An 18,088-nucleotide genomic window follows, 5' to 3' on the forward strand; every position below is an offset into this window, starting at 1 on the left:
TACGACCCACCCTGATACATCACCCTCTGATACATCACCGGGATCGCAGCAGCGCGGGTTGCGATCTCACCACCAAGCGAATGCAGGACTAGAGGCACGTTGAGACCAGGGGAGCCCCAGCGCACCTCTTGTCCTGCGTTTCTGCACGGGGCGGGGCCGGAGCCCGCGACGACGGCTCTATGGGGGAGACCTGCAACATGACTCGTGACAGGGATCACCCTCCGAGTGAATTCTTGTCGCCCTCCCCCTTGAGGTGCACACGGGCCCTGGGCACTACCGGTGCGGAGGGCGATCGGCGCGGGTCGGATGCTCGGCGTCGATGGCGGCCAGCATGCTCTCCTGCAGCATGCCGAGCCACTCGTAGACGCCAAACACGGCCTGGGCCGCCTCCGACGCGAGGTCGGGCGCATCCGCATCGTCGTGGATGCCCAGGCGCTCGGCGAGGGTGAGCCGGAGCTCCGTGAGCAGACGCAGCCAGGTCCAGCGCGCGGGCTCGTCGACCACGATCTCGATCGCCGGCGAGTGGGGGTCGCGTGGCGCAGCCGCGAGAGCCGAACGGACCACGTCGACACCCGCGAGACGGGTCGCCCGCAGCTCGTCACGGGTGAATCGGCTGAACTCCGACGATGCCCGAGAGTCATCGGGGTAGGCATCCGGAAAGAGCCGGCCGAGTGCAGGGTCGCCGCCGACCGGTGCGCCGTCAAGGAGCGATGCGTATTGCCTGGCGAGATCCTCGAGGACCTCGACCTCCAGAGGCTCGAGAAGCACGAGCACCCGGCCGTCCGCCTCGAGCCGCACGCCGATCACACGTCCGCCTTGACGACCGTCGCCCACAGCCCGAAACCGTGCATCGCCTCAGCGTGGCGCTCCATCTCCTCGCGATTTCCGGTCGCGACGACCGCCCGCCCCTCGTTGTGAACGAGCAGCATCAGCCTATCCGCCTCCGCGCGCTCGTATCCGAAATAGCTTCGGAAGACAAAGGACACATAGGACATGAGGTTGACGGGATCGTTCCAGACGATCACCTGCCACGGAACATCGGCGAGCGCGACCGGATCGACATGCTCGCTGACACCGGGACGTGCCTCGGTCAGCTGCATCGTCGCGTCCGCCCGTTCACGAATGATCGAGTGGGCGCCACACGACGACCGCATTGGACCGACGCACGCGGGTGCCTGTCTTGAGTGAGATGACATCGCCCTCCGTCCCGGCGGCGAAAACGCGCCGCCCGGGGCGGTTGAGCATCTCATCGGCGAGCGCCGCCTCGAGCTCGTGCACGCGCGCGGTGAGCGTGGTGACCCGATTCTCGAGTTCGAGAATGCGGCGGATGCCCTCAAGGCTCACTCCCTCAGCGCCGAGCCGCGCGATCTCACGCAGTTGCAGAACGTCGTGCATGGAATAGCGCCTCGACTTGCCCGCGGTGCGGGTCGGCGACACCAGTCCGAGACGATCGTACTGGCGCAGTGTCTGCGGGTGCATCGCGGCGAGTTCGGCCGCGACCGAAATCACGAAGATCGGGGCGAACTCGTCCATGGGCTTCAGCCTCGCGCCTTGGCGAGCAGTTCGTCGCGTGGGTTCTCATGGGGAAGGGCCGCGGTGAACGCTTCGAGCGCAGCCTCGGCATCCTTCGACAATCGGGATGGGACGGCGACCTGCACGACCACGAGCAGATCGCCCGTGCCCTTCGCCGTCGAGACACCACGCCCCTTGACTCGCAGAACCCTCCCGCTCGGCGTTCCGGGCGCGACCCGGAGCTTCACCGGATCGCCGCCGAGCGTCGGAACCTCGATCGTCGCGCCGAGCGCGGCCTCGGCGAAGGTGACCGGCACGGTGACCCGCAGGTTGAGTCCGTCGCGCTCGAAGACGGGGTGCTTGCGCACCGTCACGGTGAGGACGATGTCGCCGGCCTCGCCACCGTCCGGCGACGGCTGACCTTTGCCGCGCAGCTTGATCTTCTGCCCGTCGGCGACGCCGGCGGGAATCTTGACCTTGATCGGACGGCCGTCTGAGGCCTGCAGGGTGATCGTGTCGCCCTTCGTCGCGGTGACGAAGTCGATCGTCGTCGTCGCGGTCACGTCGCGGCCCCGCGTCGGCCCGCCGTAGCCGCGGAATCCACCGCTCGTCTGACCGAAGCGCCCGGTGCCGAACACGCCGCCGAGCAGGTCGTCGAACTCGCCGCTCTGCTGGAACGTGTACTGCTGACCTCGGCCGGCGTTGCCGAACATGCCGCCGAAGACGTCTTCGAAACCACCGTGCTGGCCGGCCCCGCCCGCCGTGAAGCGGGCGCCGCCGCCCATGGCGCGCACGGCGTCGTACTCCTTGCGCTGTTCGGGATCCGCGAGCACGGAATGCGCCTCGCTGATCTCCTTGAACTTCGCCTCTGCGGCAGCGTCACCCGGGTTGGAGTCCGGATGATACGTTCGGGCGAGCGTGCGATACGTCTTCTTGAGCTCGGCCGGTGTCACATCCTTGGAGACGCCGAGGATCTTGTAGAAGTCCTTGTCAAACCAGTCCTGGCTCGCCACCGACGCCTCCTTTCCTGTTGTGTCGCCGCGTGGTCAATGGTGCCCCGAACGGAGGCCTCCCCGCGAAGCTACGCGGGAACCTTCACGACGACCTTGGCCGCGCGCAGCATCGTCGACCCGAGATAATAGCCCGTCTCGACGACATCGGCGACGATCTCAGCCTCGACCTCGTCGCTCGGCTGCTGGAAGATCGCCTCGTGGATGTTGTGGTCGAAGAGGTCGCCGACGTTGCCGAACGGTGTGAGACCGAGCCGCTCGATGCTGGAACGCAGCTTGGCCGCGATCGTGGCGAAGGGTGCGTCGCTCTCGAGGTCGCCGTGCTTCTCGGCACGATCGAGGTCGTCGAGCACGGGCAGCAGCACACGCACCGCTTCACCGATCGCGCGCTCCCGTTCCACCTCCCGGTTGGCCTCGGTGCGCTTGCGGTAGTTGGCGTACTCTGCCGTCACCCGTTTGAGGTCGTGGAGGTGCTGCTCTGCGAGATCCTCGGCGCTGCTTTGGCCGGAGAGGAAGCTCAGGTCGGCTTCACTCAGGCTCGTCTCGACGTCTGGGCCTTCATAGCCGTCGTCCGCCAGGCCGTCGGCCTCCGCGCTCTCGCTCTCCTCGCCCTCGGGAGCCGGCACGCTCTCGTCGGCGCCATCGGCATCGGGCTGGCGAACCTCACCGGTCTCCGGATCCGGTTCTCCCGAGCCTGTCGAAGGGTCGTGGTTCTGCTCGGACATGGCTACTTCTTCTTCTCTTCTTCGTCCTCGACGACCTCGGCGTCGACGACGTCCTCGTCAGAGGAGGGCTCGCCAGCGGGATGCTCCCCGGCTCCTGGATTGCCGGCGGCGGCCGACGCATCCGCCTGGCTGTGAGCGTAGATGGCCTCGCCCAGCTTGCCCTGGCTCGTGTTGAGCTTGTCGAACGCGGTCTTCACCGCGTCGTCGTCGTCACCGGCGAGTGCGCTCTTGAGCGCGTCGACGTCACCCTGCACCTCGGACTTGACGTCTTCTGGCAGCTTGTCGTCGTTCTCCTTGATGAGCTTCTCGATCGAATAGCTGAGCTGCTCGGCGTTGTTGCGCGTCTCGGCGGACTCGCGGCGCTTCTTGTCCTCGGCGGCGTGCTCCTCGGCCTCGCGCACCATGCGCTCGATGTCGTCCTTGGCGAGCGACGAGCCGCCCGTGATGGTCATCGACTGCTCCTTGCCCGTGCCCTTGTCTTTTGCGGAGACATGCACGATGCCGTTGGCGTCGATGTCGAAGGTGACCTCGACCTGCGGGATGCCACGGGGAGCCGGGGCGATGCCGGTGAGCTCGAACGTGCCGAGCGGCTTGTTGTCGCGGGTGAACTCGCGTTCGCCCTGGAAGACCTGGATCGCGACGGACGGCTGGTTGTCGTCAGCCGTGGTGAAGGTCTCGCTGCGCTTGGTGGGGATGGCCGTGTTGCGCTCGATGAGCTTGGTCATGATGCCGCCCTTGGTCTCGATGCCGAGGGAGAGCGGGGTCACGTCGATGAGGAGGACGTCCTTGCGCTCGCCCTTCAGCACGCCGGCCTGCAGGGCTGCGCCAACGGCGACGACCTCGTCGGGGTTGACGCCCTTGTTGGGCTCCTGACCGGTCTCTTTCTTCACGAGATCGCTCACGGCGGGCATACGCGTCGATCCACCGACGAGCACGACGTGCGCGACATCGCTCAGCTTGATCCCAGCCTCACGGATGACGTCTTCGAACGGCTTCTTGGTGCGGTCGAGCAGGTCGCTCGTCATGTTCTCGAACTCGGCGCGGGTAAGCGTCTCATCGAGGTTGGCCGGACCGTTCTCGGTGAGCGAGAGGTAGGGCAGCTGGATGTTCGTCTTCATGTTCGACGACAGTTCCTTCTTGGCCTGCTCCGCGGCCTCCTTGAGGCGCTGCTTGGCGATCTTGTCGTTCGAGACGTCGACACCGGTGGTGTCCTTGAACTTCTTGATGAGCCAGTCCACGACGCGCTGGTCCCAGTCGTCGCCGCCGAGGCGATTGTCGCCGGAGGTCGCACGCACCTGGATGGTGCTGAAGTCGTCGTCCTTGCCCACTTCGAGCAGCGAGACGTCGAAGGTTCCGCCACCGAGGTCGAAGACCAGGATGAGCTCGTCTTCCTTGCCTTTGTCGAGGCCGTAGGCGAGGGCGGCGGCGGTGGGCTCGTTGATGATGCGCAGCACGTTGAGACCCGCGATCTCACCGGCCTCCTTGGTGGCCTGGCGCTCGGCATCGTTGAAGTAGGCGGGAACCGTGATGACGGCATCCGTCACCGTGTCGCCGAGGTACTGCTCGGCGTCGCGCTTGAGTTTGGCGAGGATGCGCGCCGAGATCTCCTGCGGCGTGTACTTCTTGCCGTCGATGTCGGCCTTCCAGTCGGTGCCCATGTGGCGCTTGACGGAGGCGATCGTGCGGTCGACGTTCGTCACTGCCTGACGCTTGGCGGTCTCGCCGACGAGCACCTCGCCGTCCTTGGTGAACGCGACCACAGAGGGGGTGGTGCGGAATCCTTCCGCGTTCGCGATGACGGTGGGCTCACCTCCCTCGAGGACGCTGACCACCGAGTTGGTGGTTCCGAGGTCGATACCTACTGCACGTGACATGTGTTTTCTCCTTCTGCCGGCCGCAGATCCTGTCTCACCACCGACGATTGGCCCGGCCTTCCTGGCCCGCGACCGAAGTCATTATGTCAAGACTTGAGCCTTAACGACTCAAGTGTCGCAGGTAGCGTTTTCCCTGTCAAGCTGACAGAGAAAGAGTTGAGTCACTCTGACTCAACTCTCAGGAAGCCTGCCTCCCGACGGCATGAACACCCGGTGGCTTGAGGCAGCGTGTAGTTCCGAGTCATCTCGTCGGTTTCCAGGCCTGTCGGTCGCGTGTCAGTCTTCCGACCCTCTTGTGAGGGCGGGACCTGGCGCGCGACGACGTCCACGGAAACAGAGACCGTGGTCGTGCCATCGGAAAGCGTGACCGACACGGAACGTCGCAGGCACAGGCTTGCTCGATCTATCTTTCTGTATCCACTGAAGCGGCTAGTAGAACTTGGTTCGGTTAGTCCGGCGCGCCGGGAGCAGGTTCAGTAGATGAGGAGAAGGATGATCGCAGTCCGGAGTTCGCGGAGAGCGATCTTAGGAGGCGATCGAGGCGCACGATAAGGAAGACGATCGCGGGCAGCCCGGCAAGCGACACCTTGTCCGTCGACGGTTGGTCCAGGCTGAAGTACGGGGAGGCAGCGAGCAGCGTCGAATCTTCGACGTGCACCGGAATGCCCTGAAGGGTCGAGGTGATTGAATCGAAGCGGTAAGCACCGACCGGGAGCCCATCGACGCCGCGGGCCAACACGACGATCTCGGTGGGGTGTCGCTTGCCCGGGCTCGCGTAAGCGAGCCGCCCCCCCAGCGGACACGATGCCCGCGGACCATGACAGCAGGGTTGCGAGGCACTCGAGGTCGAGGGAGCCCGCGTAGCTCCCGTATGCGCTGTGCCGCGCGAAGACAGCCTCCGACAAGAGTCCGGGCAGCGAACCAGGAAGGAGCGGGAACAGGGCTCCGAGGCTGGGGCGCGTGGACTCCGGGAGCCCCGTGTCAACCGGGAATTGATCTGTCTTTGATGCTCCGTACTTACTGGCGTCCAGGTACGCGAGGTCGGCGCGGGTGGGGCCGGATGACCGATCGGCGCCGAAGTACTGTGCGGATGCGATTCGCGACATCAGCCAGGCAAGCATCCGCTCATCATCGATCCCCACCGCGAGCCGATTGTGGAGCATGTGGATCTGGGACCACAGGATGCGCTCTTTTGGGCTGGCGAGCGGTTCGCGTCGGGCCATTGCGGCGAGGTCCTCGAGATAGCTGCGCAGCGAGTGCGACCACATGGAGTAGAGGTCATCGCCGCCGAACGCGGTCACGGCGGTGAGCTGCTTCTGGCGACCGAGCCAGCGGGTCTCTGACGACTCGAACTGCGGTCGGCGTGAGCACGCAGCGCACTCGCGTCCCACGCCACAACTTCACCGGAGTAGTCCCAGGATGCGTAGTAGCGGCGAGTTTCGCGCACGATCTGCTCGTTCGACCAGCCCGCGGAATCGAAGGCTATGAGGAGCAGGTCAGCGGCGATAGCTACTCGCCTGGACATGCTGTCTCGAGTGCTCGCGATGATCGCTAGGGAAATCCTGGAGCTTTCGCAGAAGAACTCTTCGGCCCGCGGGAGGGCTGCAGGCCCGCCATAGCGGCCCGTCTCGGGTTCATAGCCTTCAACAGTAACCATGCCGTCGTCGTTCCAAGCACTCAAGGAGACCGCCTCGAATCGCGCGTAGAAGTTCTCCGGGCGATCGTGGATACCACTCTCCCGACCTCGGCATTGGTCCTCCAGCGCTGTGCGAGTGCGGATAGGGTGACCTCCGATGCTCCACTCAATCTGACTCGTAGATGCGGGCCTCCATCCCAGTAGCGAAGGAAGTACCAGAGCGCTGTCGTTGTCCTCACCATGCACAACGACCATGTCCTTCGAAGCCAGCTTCTCGGGGCTGGAGCAGTCGACTACCTCACAAAGGACGTCGACCCGCGACAACTGGCAACCTGTGTGCGAACGGCCCGCATGAAACTCACAGGCCTCGATGAGAACCCTCAACCTGCAGTGGAAAAGCCGTCGAGCGTTCTCTCTATCCGAGAAATCGAGATCCTACGGATGGTGGCTCAAGCGCACTCGAACCGTGAAATCGGCCTCAGGCTGGTTATCGCTGAAGGCACGGTAAAGCGCCACACAACCAACATTTATCTGAAGCTCGGCGCCACATCCCGGATCGACGCCGTCAGGAAAGCCCGCATATTGGGGCTCCTGGGCTGAAGTTCGAGATTTAGAGCCGGAGGGTTCCTCAATGCTCGGAGCGGCATTGAGGGGTATTGACAACGAGCATGTATGGGATCGCGGTGACACCACATGGGACCTTTGACGCCAGTAGGTGGCGGCAGTTGGCCTTCCGCTTCCTCTTGCGATCGAGTTCACAGTGCTGCGCCAGCGGCAGCTCGCGTCTCGCCTACCGGCTCACGGGATGTCGTTGAGCATCTTCTCGAGGGAAGCCAGACGCGTGTCGATTGTGTTGAGCTGTTGCCTGATCGCGTCGAGCTGTGCCTTACTGACCCCCGCGTTGAGGGCACTACTCGGCGGATGCCCCATGTGACGATGAAGGTGAGAGGGATTAGCCCCCAAATTAGTGCCGATACCCATGTCCAGTCGTTCATGTCAGTTCTCGCTTTCTCGCGTGGTTGCAGATCGGGGTTCGGATTCGACCGTCGCGCGGATGCTCTCGGGGGTCACAGTGATGGTGAATGGCTCAACCTCGTAGACTTTCAGAGCTTTGCCGTCGTCGGACAACATGAGGCGCCCGGTGAGTAGCCCGGCTTGTTCGAGGCGTTCCAAGTGCAGATAGAGCAGCGCGCGGGACATACCTACACGCCGGGCCAGTTCGCTTACGTGCGTAGGCCCCGCTGCGAGTTCCGCAATGACGCGAAACCGCTGCACGCTGGCAACCGCGGTCAGTCTTTCCACTTCCTCGCTCAGTCTGATGCTGGCCTCCTTGCATGCGCAAGTTAATCATAACAGGTGCAAGCAGAGGACGCATCCAGAACAATAGCGTGGCGGCCAGGCGCCTGGCCGTTTGCCACACAAAAGCCGCGGACCACCACGCTAAGCGACACTGCTAAGCGGCCATCCACAACATGCTGCGACGAATCGACGACCCGGCAGATCACGGCAGCCGGTCCTACCTAAAGAGGTTTTGCTGCTGACGTACGAGTCCTTCGTCGCTGAGCGTCGCTGGGCGCTTGCGTTCTTGGATCGGGTGCGGTCGGGTAGTTATTCTCTTGCATCCGAAAGTATCCTCCCGCGACGGACCGTGGTTGGTCGGATCGCACCGACGCCTTTGAGATCGAAGTCATAATTTTTTCGCGATGCTCTGCGGTGGGCGGGTCCGACCGCTTACGGTTGAAGCAGCGGGCGTTACAATCTGAGGTCGCGGTCACCGTGTGGATCTGGCCGCCGGTCGGGGCCGTCGTCCGGGCTGGCTAGTTGTTCTCGGCGCTGCGCGCGGGCATGTTCTGCCGCGGCTTGTCGGGCTTCTGCTTCGGCATGTCGGTCGCGGATGGTCTGGGCGGCTTGTTCAGCGGGGAGGGTCGCGATGATACTGAGGCCGTCGCGGAGGCTCTCAGCGTGTTCGCGCCATTGAGACAGGAGCGTGTCTGCGCCGCCTCGCAGATACTGGCGTGCCGGTCCGTAGAGGCGTTTGCGAAGTTGTTCCCGCTCGACGAGATGACGGTTGGCGGCTTCGGTTGCGCGTGCCCGGGTTCGCGTAACATGTTCTTTCGCGGCTACCACCGTGGGGAGCGTGTCGGCGTGCTTCCTAGCGACGGTCTCGGCCCACTCCTGCAGCCCGTCGGGGGTGTGCGGGGTGGTGCTCCATCGTTTCCGGACCCTTTCTTCAACGGTGGCACTCGTGCGGTTGGCGGCACCCGACGTGGGAATGGTACAGTGCCGCGTACGGTGCGGGGTTCAGCAAGAACGAGACCAAGGACCTCGCAGTCTGGGGCGGGGTCACGGGGTTCTGTGTCGCATTGCCCGGCCCCCTCGCCTTCGCATGCGGAATCGCCGGTGCCCAGTGGTTCTTGCAAGCCAGTCTTGCCGCCAACGCCAATGCATGCGTGTTCATCGCGGCGGTACCTGCGCCGCTGGCGCTCCGCTGGATCAGCAACAATTGCCGCTAGCACTGCGCATCTAGTCGAATAGCCTGGGTGGAGGAAGTTTGGGCCTCCCCTCAGGCTTCCCGGGAAGGAACTCACTTTGCTTTTAACTGCCGTACTCATTGCAGGACTCTGCATCGGGGTCCTGTCTGCCTGTGCTCGCGTGCCACATCCGAGAATTGTGTCCGGCATCTGCGCCACAGTCTTGGCAGTGCTCGTCGCCCTTGCCTTGTTTATGCTCGATCCCTCGAACCTGTGGCTTGCGTTGACGTTCGTTGCCCTCGTCATCCTCGCGTCAGCGGCATACTCAACGCTGCTCTGGTCGAAGGAACTGGGCGAGACTGCACCGCGTGTGGGCGCCCTCTTCATGCAGGTGCTCTTTCGTCCGGGCTACGTACGACAGACCTATGAAGCTCGACGGTCAGAGCCCGTCAACGCCCATCCCCGGGACTACAACTAGGCTAACGGGGATCGGCTGATGCCAAGGTGAATGAATTGCGCACCTCCTACGTGACAGTCATCGTGGTTGCTGGCAGGAGTACTGTTCTCGGGATAGCAATTGCATCCACGACCGGGCAGCACATCGGTGTCTTCCTGGTGCAGATGGCGTTTGCCGGTCTGTTGCGGCCTGGTACCTCCGCATCAAGAAGCGCTCCACCGCCAACAAGTAGTTCGCGACACGACCGCCCGAGGGCCCTGTGCTGAACGCGGCAACGGCTCGCAGGTGCTCTACAACTACCAGCCCCTGACCGACATCTCGACGTCCGACTATGCCCCTCAACTCAGCGGAGGTAAGGCCCTCTTTCGCGCCAAGGTGACCGTCAAGCGCGGTCCCGCTCCCGGACTCGGAGGCAACTGGTCGACCAAAGAAGCCATCGCGTACTTCCGAGCCAACGGTGCCGGCGTCTACGCCTCCGGCTGGATGTAACCTCCTCAGGGGAATGCAGTGTCGTCCCGCAACGGGGTGATCGCAGGGCAGCCCGCCGCCCCGCCGTCGGACCAGCCACCAACCCCGATTCCCGCGCAGCATCTCGTGGGGCGCCAGAAGAGGACCAGGCAACGACTGACCGTCACCGGTCCTGCTATCGTGACGGCACGGCCCCATCCGGGAATTCAGCGGTAACGCTTGCACCGATAGCCCACTTTGCCACCAGGATTGATGCAGGAAGCAACGACCCGGGTGGTGAGCCAGAATCTGGCTGACCTTACGGGGGTGCCGAATCGGCACCCCCGAGCCGACTCCCATCTCGCGGCGTTGTCCGCCGCCACAACTCCAATGGAGCGATATAGCACCTCGATGATCGTGCAAGCACCAGATGTGGTGGGTCAGGGTGCGCACCCGTCAGGTATGAACTCCCGCGTGCGGACCACAGCCTGGACCATGACGCCGCGATCGGATGAGTCCCGACGTGATGTACCCCGGCTCGGTGAGCCTCTGCGCGCGGCTCTGGCAGGGGCAGGCAGCGAACTCGCCGGGCGCAGCCGACGCGAACAAGGCCTGCCAGCGCACGTAGAGGATGCGGAAGCCGTGGCGGCGTTTGTTGAACTGTGGCAACGCCCCGACCCCTCCGCACGCCCGGTACCTGTGCGGATGCCGACGCCGGCCGCGGCCGGTAAGTGTCTCAACGCGTCCATATCAGGTCGACCCGGTGTGCCATGATCTCCTTCCTCAGCTCGGCGTGCCGGGCGTCATGGCCCTCGAGGGTCTCGCCCTTCCGACGGTTCGTGGTCGACGCCATCCCTCTCGGGTGCGCGTGGATCACAACCCGGTCCAACAGGAGCCTGGCGGCGTGATTCTGCCAGGCCGGGGTGTGCTCGGCCCATTCAGTGGCGACGGTGGCAACGTCAAACGCGGCTGTAGGCAGCAGCGCGGTCGTCTGCTCGATGACCGCCTGATTCTTCACGATGCAGTCCTGGATGCGGGCGCGTTGCCGTAGCCATGTCGCCCGATCCACCAGCCCGTCGTAGTGGTCATCATCCAGTCTGGACAGTGCGGCGCGGTCCGTGGCGAGTTGCTTCTGTACGTGTTTCGCTTCCTCGGACACCGTCGCCGCTCCGGTCAGGCGATCCATGATCCCGGGCGCGGAGAACGCCTCGGTGAGTGCGCGAGAATCACAGCGTTCGTCTGGGCGAAGCTGATGCGCCGTGAGCATGCGCCCCGCTCGGGCATGCAACACACGTAGAAGTCGGATTGTTTGCGCATCACAATCCCGCACCGCTCGCAGCGGATCATTCCCGAAAACGGGTAGAGGCGCGTCCGCCCTCGCCTCTCGACCCGGTACGCATCACCCCGGGAGGCAATGACCTGGCCGACCTTCTCGAACACCTCTCGATCGAGGAGGGGCTCCCAGATCCCCTGCGTCGTCAACACCACCTCTTTCGACAGGGAGCCGTCATCAAGGATCGGCCGGTACGTGCGGACCCCGGTGATCGCCGGGTTGGTGAGGATCTGCCGTAGTGCGGTGGTTGCCCATTTCGTTCCCTTCGCCGAGGGGATGTTCGCGTCGTTCCAATCCCGCACCACCCGGTACAAGCTGTCCCCGGCCAGAATCCTGTCCGCACCCTGCCGCACCAAAACAGCGTCCTCCGGGACGGGGATGAGGGACGAGTCTTTCATCCGGTACCCGAACGGGGCCATCCCGCCATGCCAACGGCCATCCTCGGCCTGCTGCTGCGATGCCCGCTTCACCCGCCGCGCGGTATCCGCACTCGACTTATTGGCCATCGCCACCAACACCCTGGCCATTGCAACATCCGCATCGTTCTCCAACCGCAGACTTCCGGTGGTCGAGCGCACCTGGAACCCGGCGAGAACCTTCGTATCGATCAGATCCTCCAAATCGCGCGGGTCACGCACAGCCCGGTCCAAGTCGTACGCGATCAACGCCTCCGCACCCCGCCGACCCAGCAGAGTGAGCAACTCCCGGAACTGCGGGCGGATCACCCGCCGCACCCGCTCACCGGTCGGCAGCGTTATCGTCTTCTGCTTATACGCCGATGTATCGTTCTCCCGAAACACCCGCACGACCTGCCATCCGAGCAAGTCCGCGAGAATACGGCAATCCTTCTCCTGCCGGTCCACGCCCTTCTCCAACCCGCCCGGATCGCTGCTGATCCGCACATATAGCACCACCCGCAGGGCCTTCTCCTGCGCTTCCTTTCGCCTTGCCACCATGAACTGCACCTTCCGTCGGGCGTCACTGTCGCCGCCTGTTCCAGTCATCCACGACTGGTGGTCACATCGCATCCGAGAGCTGGCTCGAGCCCTCGAGGCTGTGGCTCGCCGATACTCGACCACGGGAGTTCCCACATCGCTGCGCAGCCCTTCCGGCTTTCAAGCGAGGCGACAAAGCACCGGATCGTTCACGACGGTCGCGACGCGGATCCCTGCCGTGTCGAGTTCGATACTGGCGCGTGCGTCGGCAACCTCACCGACCAAGCAGTCCGGAGAGATTGTCACCCTCTCGCGGCGACAAGTCTCATCGTCTGGTGCCGACGCCAGGCTGAGCGGTGGGTCACCAACGATCGCTTAGGGCCGGCCTCATCAGATACGACATTCCCGCCTGGATCCCTTGAGAACCCGCCCGAAGAACTCCTCCTGCTCCGACACCGAAAGTTCACTGTGCGCCACTAGCCTGGTGCGATGAGCGACTCCTCGGGGCGAGATGGCGACGAGGCCGCCGAGGCCCGCACCCCCCGCAGCTTTCCGCCGACACCCCTGACCGGGGCGGATGCCGCAGCCGCGACAGTCGACATCGACACCGCCCAGGTAGCCGCCGTCGCCCAGCAAGGCGCCAGAAAGGGGCGCATCCTCGCCTGGGGGCTATGGGACTGGGGGTCCGCCGCGTTCGACGCCGTCGTCACGACCTTCGTCTTCTCGGTCTACCTCACGAGCGACGCCTTCGGCGACGAAGCGGACGTCGAGGCGCAGCTCGGCTGGGCGCTCGCCATCGCGGGTCTGATGATCGCCTTTCTCGCGCCGATCACGGGCCAGCGTTCCGACAGTTCGGGACGCCGCAAGCTCTGGCTCGCCGTCAACACCTACCTCGTGGTCGGCCTCACATTCGCGATGTTCTTCGTGCAGCCGGAGCCGGGCTTCCTGCTGCTCGGCCTCTTTCTGCTGGCCGCCGGCAACGTGTTCTTCGAGTTCGCGGCCGTCAACTACAACGCGATGCTCGCCCAGGTGTCGACGCCGAGGTCGATCGGCACGGTCAGTGGATTCGGCTGGGGTATGGGTTACATCGGCGGGATCGCACTACTGCTCATCATGTACTTCGGTTTCATCCAGCCGGATGTCGGCTGGTTCGGGGTGACGGGCGAGAACGGCCTCTCGGTGCGCGTCACCATGCTGATCGCGGCGACCTGGTTCGGCCTCTTCGCCCTGCCCGTGCTGTTCGCCATACCGGAGAACGAGGCTCCGGCCGGTGCGCGGCGCGAACGGGTCGGCTTCTTCCGCTCCTACGCGGTGCTTGCCGGCGACATCGCGCGGCTCTGGAGGGAGAGCCGTCACACGGTGTTCTTCCTGTTGGCGAGCGCGGTCTTCCGCGACGGGCTCGTTGGGGTCTTCACCTTCGGCGGGGTGCTCGCGGCATCCGTCTTCGGCTTCTCGCCCCGCCAGGTGATCATCTTCGCGATCGCAGCGAACGTGGTCGCGGGTATCGCGACGATCACGGTCGGAGTGCTCGACGACCGGCTCGGTGCGAAGCCCGTGATCATGGCATCCCTCATCGGGCTGATTGTGTGCGGCCTGATCGTGTTCTTCCTGCACGACGGCGGCGAGCTCGTGTTCTGGACGGCCGGCCTCGCGCTCGCCGTGTTCGTGGGCCCGGCCCAGTCGGCGAGCCGGACGTTCCTGGCCCGGCTCATCCCGCCGGGGCGCGAGGGCGAGGTGTTCGGCCTCTATGCGACGACCGGACGCGCCGTGAGCTTCCTCGCCCCGATGGCCTTCGCGATCTTCGTCACCCTCGGAGGCTCCAGCTACTGGGGCATCCTCGGGATCGTGCTCGTGCTCGCCGTGGGCCTGGCTTTGCTGATTCCGGTCAACCCGCGCCAGAAGAGACTCTCGTCCCACTGACTCCGCCCATCGCCGGCCGCCCCGTCTGCCAACTCACTTGAACCAACTCACAACTCACGTGAACCAACTCACAACTCACTGGAACCAACTCACTGGAAGGGAGGCCTTCGCACGGAGAGGAGGCCCCAATCCGGAAAACTGACCTCTCCTCGATACGAAGGCCTCCCTTCCGGGTGGCGCTGGCGCTGGAACCCTAGCGAACCACGAACCGCGGCGGCGTCACGAATCGAGATACTGTGAGCGGTCGGGCCACGACGACATGACAATGAGGGCATGAACACAACACTCCCGGCGCTCGTGGGCATCTCCCACGGCACCTCGTCGCCCGCGGGCCAGGCCGCGGTCGCCGGGCTCATGCGCGCCGTCTCCCACAACCGACCCGACCTCCATACGGCACTCGGCCATGTGGACGTACAGCTCCCCGACGTCACCCAGGTGCTGGCGGAGCTGACTCCCGGCCGTTCCGCGATCGTCGTGCCCCTTCTGCTCTCGGCCGGCTTCCACGTTCACGTCGACCTCGGCCGCGCCGTGCGGGCCGAACCCAGCCGCCGAGTCGCACTCGCCGACGCCCTCGGCCCGGACGATCGACTGGTCGATGTGCTGCGGTATCGCCTCACTCAGGCTGGAGCAACCGACGACGACACCCTCGTGCTCGCCGCCGCAGGTTCGAGCGACGCACGCGCCGTGGCGGACTGCCGGGCCGTCGCCGAGCGCCTGACCGAGGCATCCGGCCGCGTCGTCACCCTCGGATTCCTCTCCGCCGCGAAACCGCGCCTCGAAGCGGCGATCGCCGCCGCGCGTACCGAACACCCAGACAGCCGTGTCGTCGCGAGCAGCTATCTGCTCGCCCCCGGCTACTTCCAGGCGCTCGCCGAGAAGGCCGGCGCCGATGTGACGACCGCGCCGCTCCTCGTCGACACCGAACCCGTGCCGCCCGGCCTCGTCGAACTGGTGCTCGACCGCTATCTGACCGCGGCGAACCGGTCATTTTAGACCGCTGCGCGGCAGGCCGCGCGCGTGTGACGCCACGCTACATTCTGAGACCGGCTGTGACGTGACCCCTGGCGGCGGGGATTCACCATGGCCTACCGTCGCTCCCATCCCTTCCGGCGCAGTAGACCGCCTTCGCGCCGGAGAACACCGGGGAACATTGAGGAGCAGAACCGTGTCAACCAAGCTGACGGAAGCGACGGATCGACCGGTGCGCCCAGTCGGGCGCCCTGCAGCACGGCCGCACGGCCAATGGAAGGTCGACGGCGCCACCCCTTTGAACGGCAACGAGGAGTGGAAGCAGCAGGACGGCGGGCTCAATGTGCGCGAGCGCATCGAGCAGGTCTACTCCAAGCAGGGTTTCGACTCGATCGACGGGACGGACCTCCATGGCCGCTTCCGCTGGTGGGGGCTGTACACGCAACGCAAGCCCGGCATCGACGGCGGAAAGACAGCAACCCTCGAACCGCACGAACTCGAAGACAGCTATTTCATGCTGCGGGTGCGCATCGACGGGGGCCAGTTGAGCACCGAGCAGTTGCGCGTCATCGGCACGATCTCCACCGAGTTCGGGCGTGACACCGCCGATCTCACCGACCGGCAGAACATCCAGCTCCATTGGATCCGGGTCGAGGACGTGCCCGAGATCTGGCGCCGGCTCGAAGCCGTCGGCCTCGGCACGACGGAAGCGTGCGGCGACGTGCCGCGCGTCGTGCTCGGTTCCCCCGTCGCCGGCATCGCCGCCGACGAGCTGATCGACCCCACCCTGCAGATCGAGGAGATCACCGCCAAGTACATCGGCGACCCCGAGCTCGCCAACCTGCCGCGCAAGTTCAAGTCGGCCATCACCGGGCACCCCAGCCAAGACGTTGTGCACGAGATCAACGACGTCGCCTTCCTCGCGGTGCGGCATCCAGAGCTCGGCATCGGCTACGACGTATGGGTCGGCGGTGGACTCTCCACCAACCCGCGTCTCGCCGAACGGCTCGGCGCCTTCGTCGAACCCCACCGGGTGGCGGATGTCTGGTATGGAGTCACCGCCATCTTCCGCGACTACGGCTACCGTCGGCTGCGCAACAAGGCCCGCCTGAAGTACCTGTTGGCCGATTGGGGCGTCGAGAGGTTCCGGGAGGTGCTCGAGAACGAGTACCTCGACGCGCCACTGCCCGACGGGCCCGCCGCTCCGCGCCCGGAGACCCAGGGCGACCACGTCGGGGTCCACCGTCAGAAGGACGGTCGTTTCTACATCGGCGTCGCCCCGACCGTCGGACGTGTGTCCGGCAGCATCCTCACCTCCATCGCCGATGCGCTGGAGGCGCACGGCTCCGCCCGGTTGCGCACCACGCCGCATCAGAAGCTCGTCATCCTCGATGTAGCCGAAGAGCACGTCGAACCGCTCATCGCCGAGCTGGATGCCCTCGGGCTCTCGGCCCGGCCCAGCCTGTTCCGTCGTTCGACCATCGCGTGCACGGGCATCGAGTTCTGCAAACTCGCGATCGTCGAGACCAAAGCCACGGCTGCCGAGGCCATCGCCGAACTCGAGCACCGTCTCACCGACATCGAGGTGCCGCATCCGATCACGCTGCACGTGAACGGATGCCCTAACTCCTGCGCGCGCATCCAGACCGCGGACATCGGACTCAAGGGCCAGCTCCTGCCCGACGGCAACGGCGGCCAGGAGCCGGGCTTCCAGGTGCACCTCGGCGGCGGCCTCGCCTCCGTGGACCGCGAGGAGGCCGGTCTCGGTAGGACCGTGCGCGGCCTCAAGGTGACCGCGGCCGATCTCGCCGACTACGTGGAGCGCATCGTGCGCCGCTTCCTCGATGAGCGCACCGAGGGCGAGACCTTCGCGGAGTGGGCGCACGGCGCCGACGAGGAGTCCTTGCGATGACCACCGCACTCGCCCCGCGCGCGGCCGACCGGCTGCGGACCGCCGAGGATCTCCAGGCCCTCGTCGAGGTCGGTCAGCGCGAGCTAGGCGAAGAAGCAGGCGCCAAGGCATCCGCCGCCCGGGTCGTCGAATGGGTGGCCGAGAACTTCTCGGTGGATGCCGTGGCCGTGGCCTGCTCGATGGCCGACGCCGTGCTACCGCACCTCGTCGCCCAGCACCTGCCGGGAGTCGACGTGCTGTTCCTCGACACCGGCTACCACTTCGTCGAGACCACCGCCACTCGCGACGAGGTCTCTCGCACCTTGGAGGTGCGGGTCGTCGATGTCCTGCCGGAGCAAACCGTGGCAGAGCAGGATGCGCAGTATGGCGCAGAGCTCTTCGCACGCGACCCGGCTCAATGCTGCGCGCTACGCAAAGTCGCTCCGCTGCAACAGGCCCTCGCGGGTTACGAGCTGTGGTTCACCGGGGTTCGCCGCGATGAGGCGCCGACGCGCGCGACCACTCCACTCGTGGCGTGGGACGAGCGCAACGGGGTGGTCAAGGTCAATCCGCTCGCCGCGTGGAGCTTCGACGAGTTGCTCGACTACGCCGGACAGCATTCCGTTCCCGTGAACCTGCTCATGGCCAATGGTTATCCGTCGATCGGCTGTGCACCGTGCACCCAGCCCGTCGCCGCTGGCCAGGACCCCCGTTCCGGCCGCTGGGCCGGGCTCGCCAAGACCGAATGCGGACTGCATCTATGACCAGACATCTGTTTCGGCCCAACTCGTCGATCACACCCGATCTGGCGCCGCTCGAAGCCGCCGCCGCGCCGCCAGATCCGACCATCGTGCCGCAGAGCTCTGCACCGCTCAAGCCGACCCCCACTCCGAGTGAGCTTGTCGAAA

18 protein-coding genes are annotated in these 18,088 nt (G+C 65.3%); 7 read left to right on the top strand and 11 right to left on the bottom strand.

Annotated elements, in window-relative coordinates; translation table 11 throughout:
* Nucleotides 1-273 precede the first annotated feature (273 nt).
* The 8 genes from ACFQB0_RS08610 to ACFQB0_RS08645 form a co-directional block, all read right to left on the bottom strand.
* Nucleotides 274-807 carry a DUF2017 family protein gene (locus ACFQB0_RS08610; RefSeq protein WP_386730212.1) on the bottom strand — a complete coding sequence of 178 codons (534 nt, stop codon included), beginning with the start codon at nt 805-807 and terminating at the stop codon, nt 274-276.
* Complete coding sequence (gene clpS / locus ACFQB0_RS08615; protein ID WP_386730214.1) at nt 804-1,100, bottom strand: ATP-dependent Clp protease adapter ClpS; 297 nt, start codon at nt 1,098-1,100, stop codon at nt 804-806. The genes ACFQB0_RS08610 and clpS overlap by 4 nt, the downstream gene beginning before the upstream one ends.
* Nucleotides 1,101-1,116: 16 nt before the next feature.
* Nucleotides 1,117-1,533, bottom strand: a complete 417-nt coding sequence (locus ACFQB0_RS08620) for a heat shock protein transcriptional repressor HspR (RefSeq protein ID WP_386730216.1) — start codon at nt 1,531-1,533, stop codon at nt 1,117-1,119.
* Nucleotides 1,534-1,538: 5 nt separating this feature from the next.
* Nucleotides 1,539-2,525, bottom strand: a complete 987-nt coding sequence (locus ACFQB0_RS08625) for a DnaJ C-terminal domain-containing protein (protein WP_386730219.1) — start codon at nt 2,523-2,525, stop codon at nt 1,539-1,541.
* 68 nt (nt 2,526-2,593) lie between these two features.
* Entirely contained in the window at nt 2,594-3,247 is a 654-nt protein-coding gene (locus tag ACFQB0_RS08630; protein WP_386730222.1) for a nucleotide exchange factor GrpE, read from the bottom strand.
* Between the two features lie 2 nt (nt 3,248-3,249).
* Entirely contained in the window at nt 3,250-5,121 is a 1,872-nt protein-coding gene (gene dnaK / locus ACFQB0_RS08635; RefSeq protein ID WP_386730225.1) for a molecular chaperone DnaK, read from the bottom strand.
* Between the two features lie 1,297 nt (nt 5,122-6,418).
* A complete protein-coding gene (locus ACFQB0_RS08640) occupies nt 6,419-6,778 on the bottom strand; it encodes a lantibiotic dehydratase C-terminal domain-containing protein (protein WP_386730228.1) in 360 nt (119 codons plus the stop codon).
* A 20-nt stretch (nt 6,779-6,798) separates the two neighbouring features.
* On the bottom strand, nt 6,799-6,999 hold the full coding sequence (locus ACFQB0_RS08645) for a lantibiotic dehydratase C-terminal domain-containing protein (RefSeq protein ID WP_386730230.1): 201 nt from the start codon (nt 6,997-6,999) through the stop codon (nt 6,799-6,801).
* 109 nt (nt 7,000-7,108) lie between these two features.
* Here ACFQB0_RS08645 and ACFQB0_RS08650 point away from each other — a divergent pair, with 109 nt between their 5' ends.
* Entirely contained in the window at nt 7,109-7,357 is a 249-nt protein-coding gene (locus ACFQB0_RS08650; RefSeq protein WP_386730233.1) for a response regulator transcription factor, read from the top strand.
* A 396-nt stretch (nt 7,358-7,753) separates the two neighbouring features.
* On the opposite strand, the gene ACFQB0_RS08655 is transcribed toward ACFQB0_RS08650, so the two are convergent.
* Nucleotides 7,754-8,059 (bottom strand): ArsR/SmtB family transcription factor, encoded by a 306-nt coding sequence (locus tag ACFQB0_RS08655; protein ID WP_386730236.1) that lies wholly within the window; start codon nt 8,057-8,059, stop codon nt 7,754-7,756.
* Between the two features lie 1,398 nt (nt 8,060-9,457).
* Between ACFQB0_RS08655 and ACFQB0_RS08660 the strand changes: the two genes are divergently transcribed.
* Both ACFQB0_RS08660 and ACFQB0_RS08665 read left to right on the top strand, forming a co-directional pair.
* Entirely contained in the window at nt 9,458-9,706 is a 249-nt protein-coding gene (locus tag ACFQB0_RS08660; protein WP_386730238.1) for a hypothetical protein, read from the top strand.
* Nucleotides 9,707-9,970: 264 nt separating this feature from the next.
* Complete coding sequence (locus ACFQB0_RS08665; protein ID WP_386730240.1) at nt 9,971-10,174, top strand: hypothetical protein; 204 nt, start codon at nt 9,971-9,973, stop codon at nt 10,172-10,174.
* Between the two features lie 694 nt (nt 10,175-10,868).
* On the opposite strand, the gene ACFQB0_RS08670 is transcribed toward ACFQB0_RS08665, so the two are convergent.
* Together ACFQB0_RS08670 and ACFQB0_RS08675 are read right to left on the bottom strand one after the other, a co-directional pair.
* A complete protein-coding gene (locus ACFQB0_RS08670) occupies nt 10,869-11,318 on the bottom strand; it encodes a hypothetical protein (protein WP_386730243.1) in 450 nt (149 codons plus the stop codon).
* A complete protein-coding gene (locus ACFQB0_RS08675; protein ID WP_386730245.1) occupies nt 11,306-12,421 on the bottom strand; it encodes a recombinase family protein in 1,116 nt (371 codons plus the stop codon). Before ACFQB0_RS08675 ends, ACFQB0_RS08670 begins: the two co-directional genes overlap by 13 nt.
* A gap of 468 nt (nt 12,422-12,889) precedes the next feature.
* Between ACFQB0_RS08675 and ACFQB0_RS08680 the strand changes: the two genes are divergently transcribed.
* The 4 genes from ACFQB0_RS08680 to ACFQB0_RS08695 all read left to right on the top strand — a co-directional run bounded on the left by ACFQB0_RS08680 (nt 12,890) and on the right by ACFQB0_RS08695 (nt 17,944).
* Nucleotides 12,890-14,320: an MFS transporter gene (locus ACFQB0_RS08680; RefSeq protein ID WP_386730248.1), complete on the top strand. Its 1,431-nt coding sequence runs from the start codon at nt 12,890-12,892 to the stop codon at nt 14,318-14,320.
* 273 nt (nt 14,321-14,593) lie between these two features.
* Complete coding sequence (locus ACFQB0_RS08685; RefSeq protein ID WP_386730249.1) at nt 14,594-15,313, top strand: sirohydrochlorin chelatase; 720 nt, start codon at nt 14,594-14,596, stop codon at nt 15,311-15,313.
* A 172-nt stretch (nt 15,314-15,485) separates the two neighbouring features.
* A complete protein-coding gene (locus ACFQB0_RS08690) occupies nt 15,486-17,201 on the top strand; it encodes a nitrite/sulfite reductase (protein ID WP_386730252.1) in 1,716 nt (571 codons plus the stop codon).
* On the top strand, nt 17,198-17,944 hold the full coding sequence (locus tag ACFQB0_RS08695) for a phosphoadenylyl-sulfate reductase (protein WP_386730254.1): 747 nt from the start codon (nt 17,198-17,200) through the stop codon (nt 17,942-17,944). The genes ACFQB0_RS08690 and ACFQB0_RS08695 overlap by 4 nt, the downstream gene beginning before the upstream one ends.
* Nucleotides 17,945-18,088 lie beyond the last annotated feature (144 nt).

This window comes from Luethyella okanaganae (assembly GCF_042660285.1).
GTDB lineage: Bacteria > Actinomycetota > Actinomycetes > Actinomycetales > Microbacteriaceae > Luethyella > Luethyella okanaganae.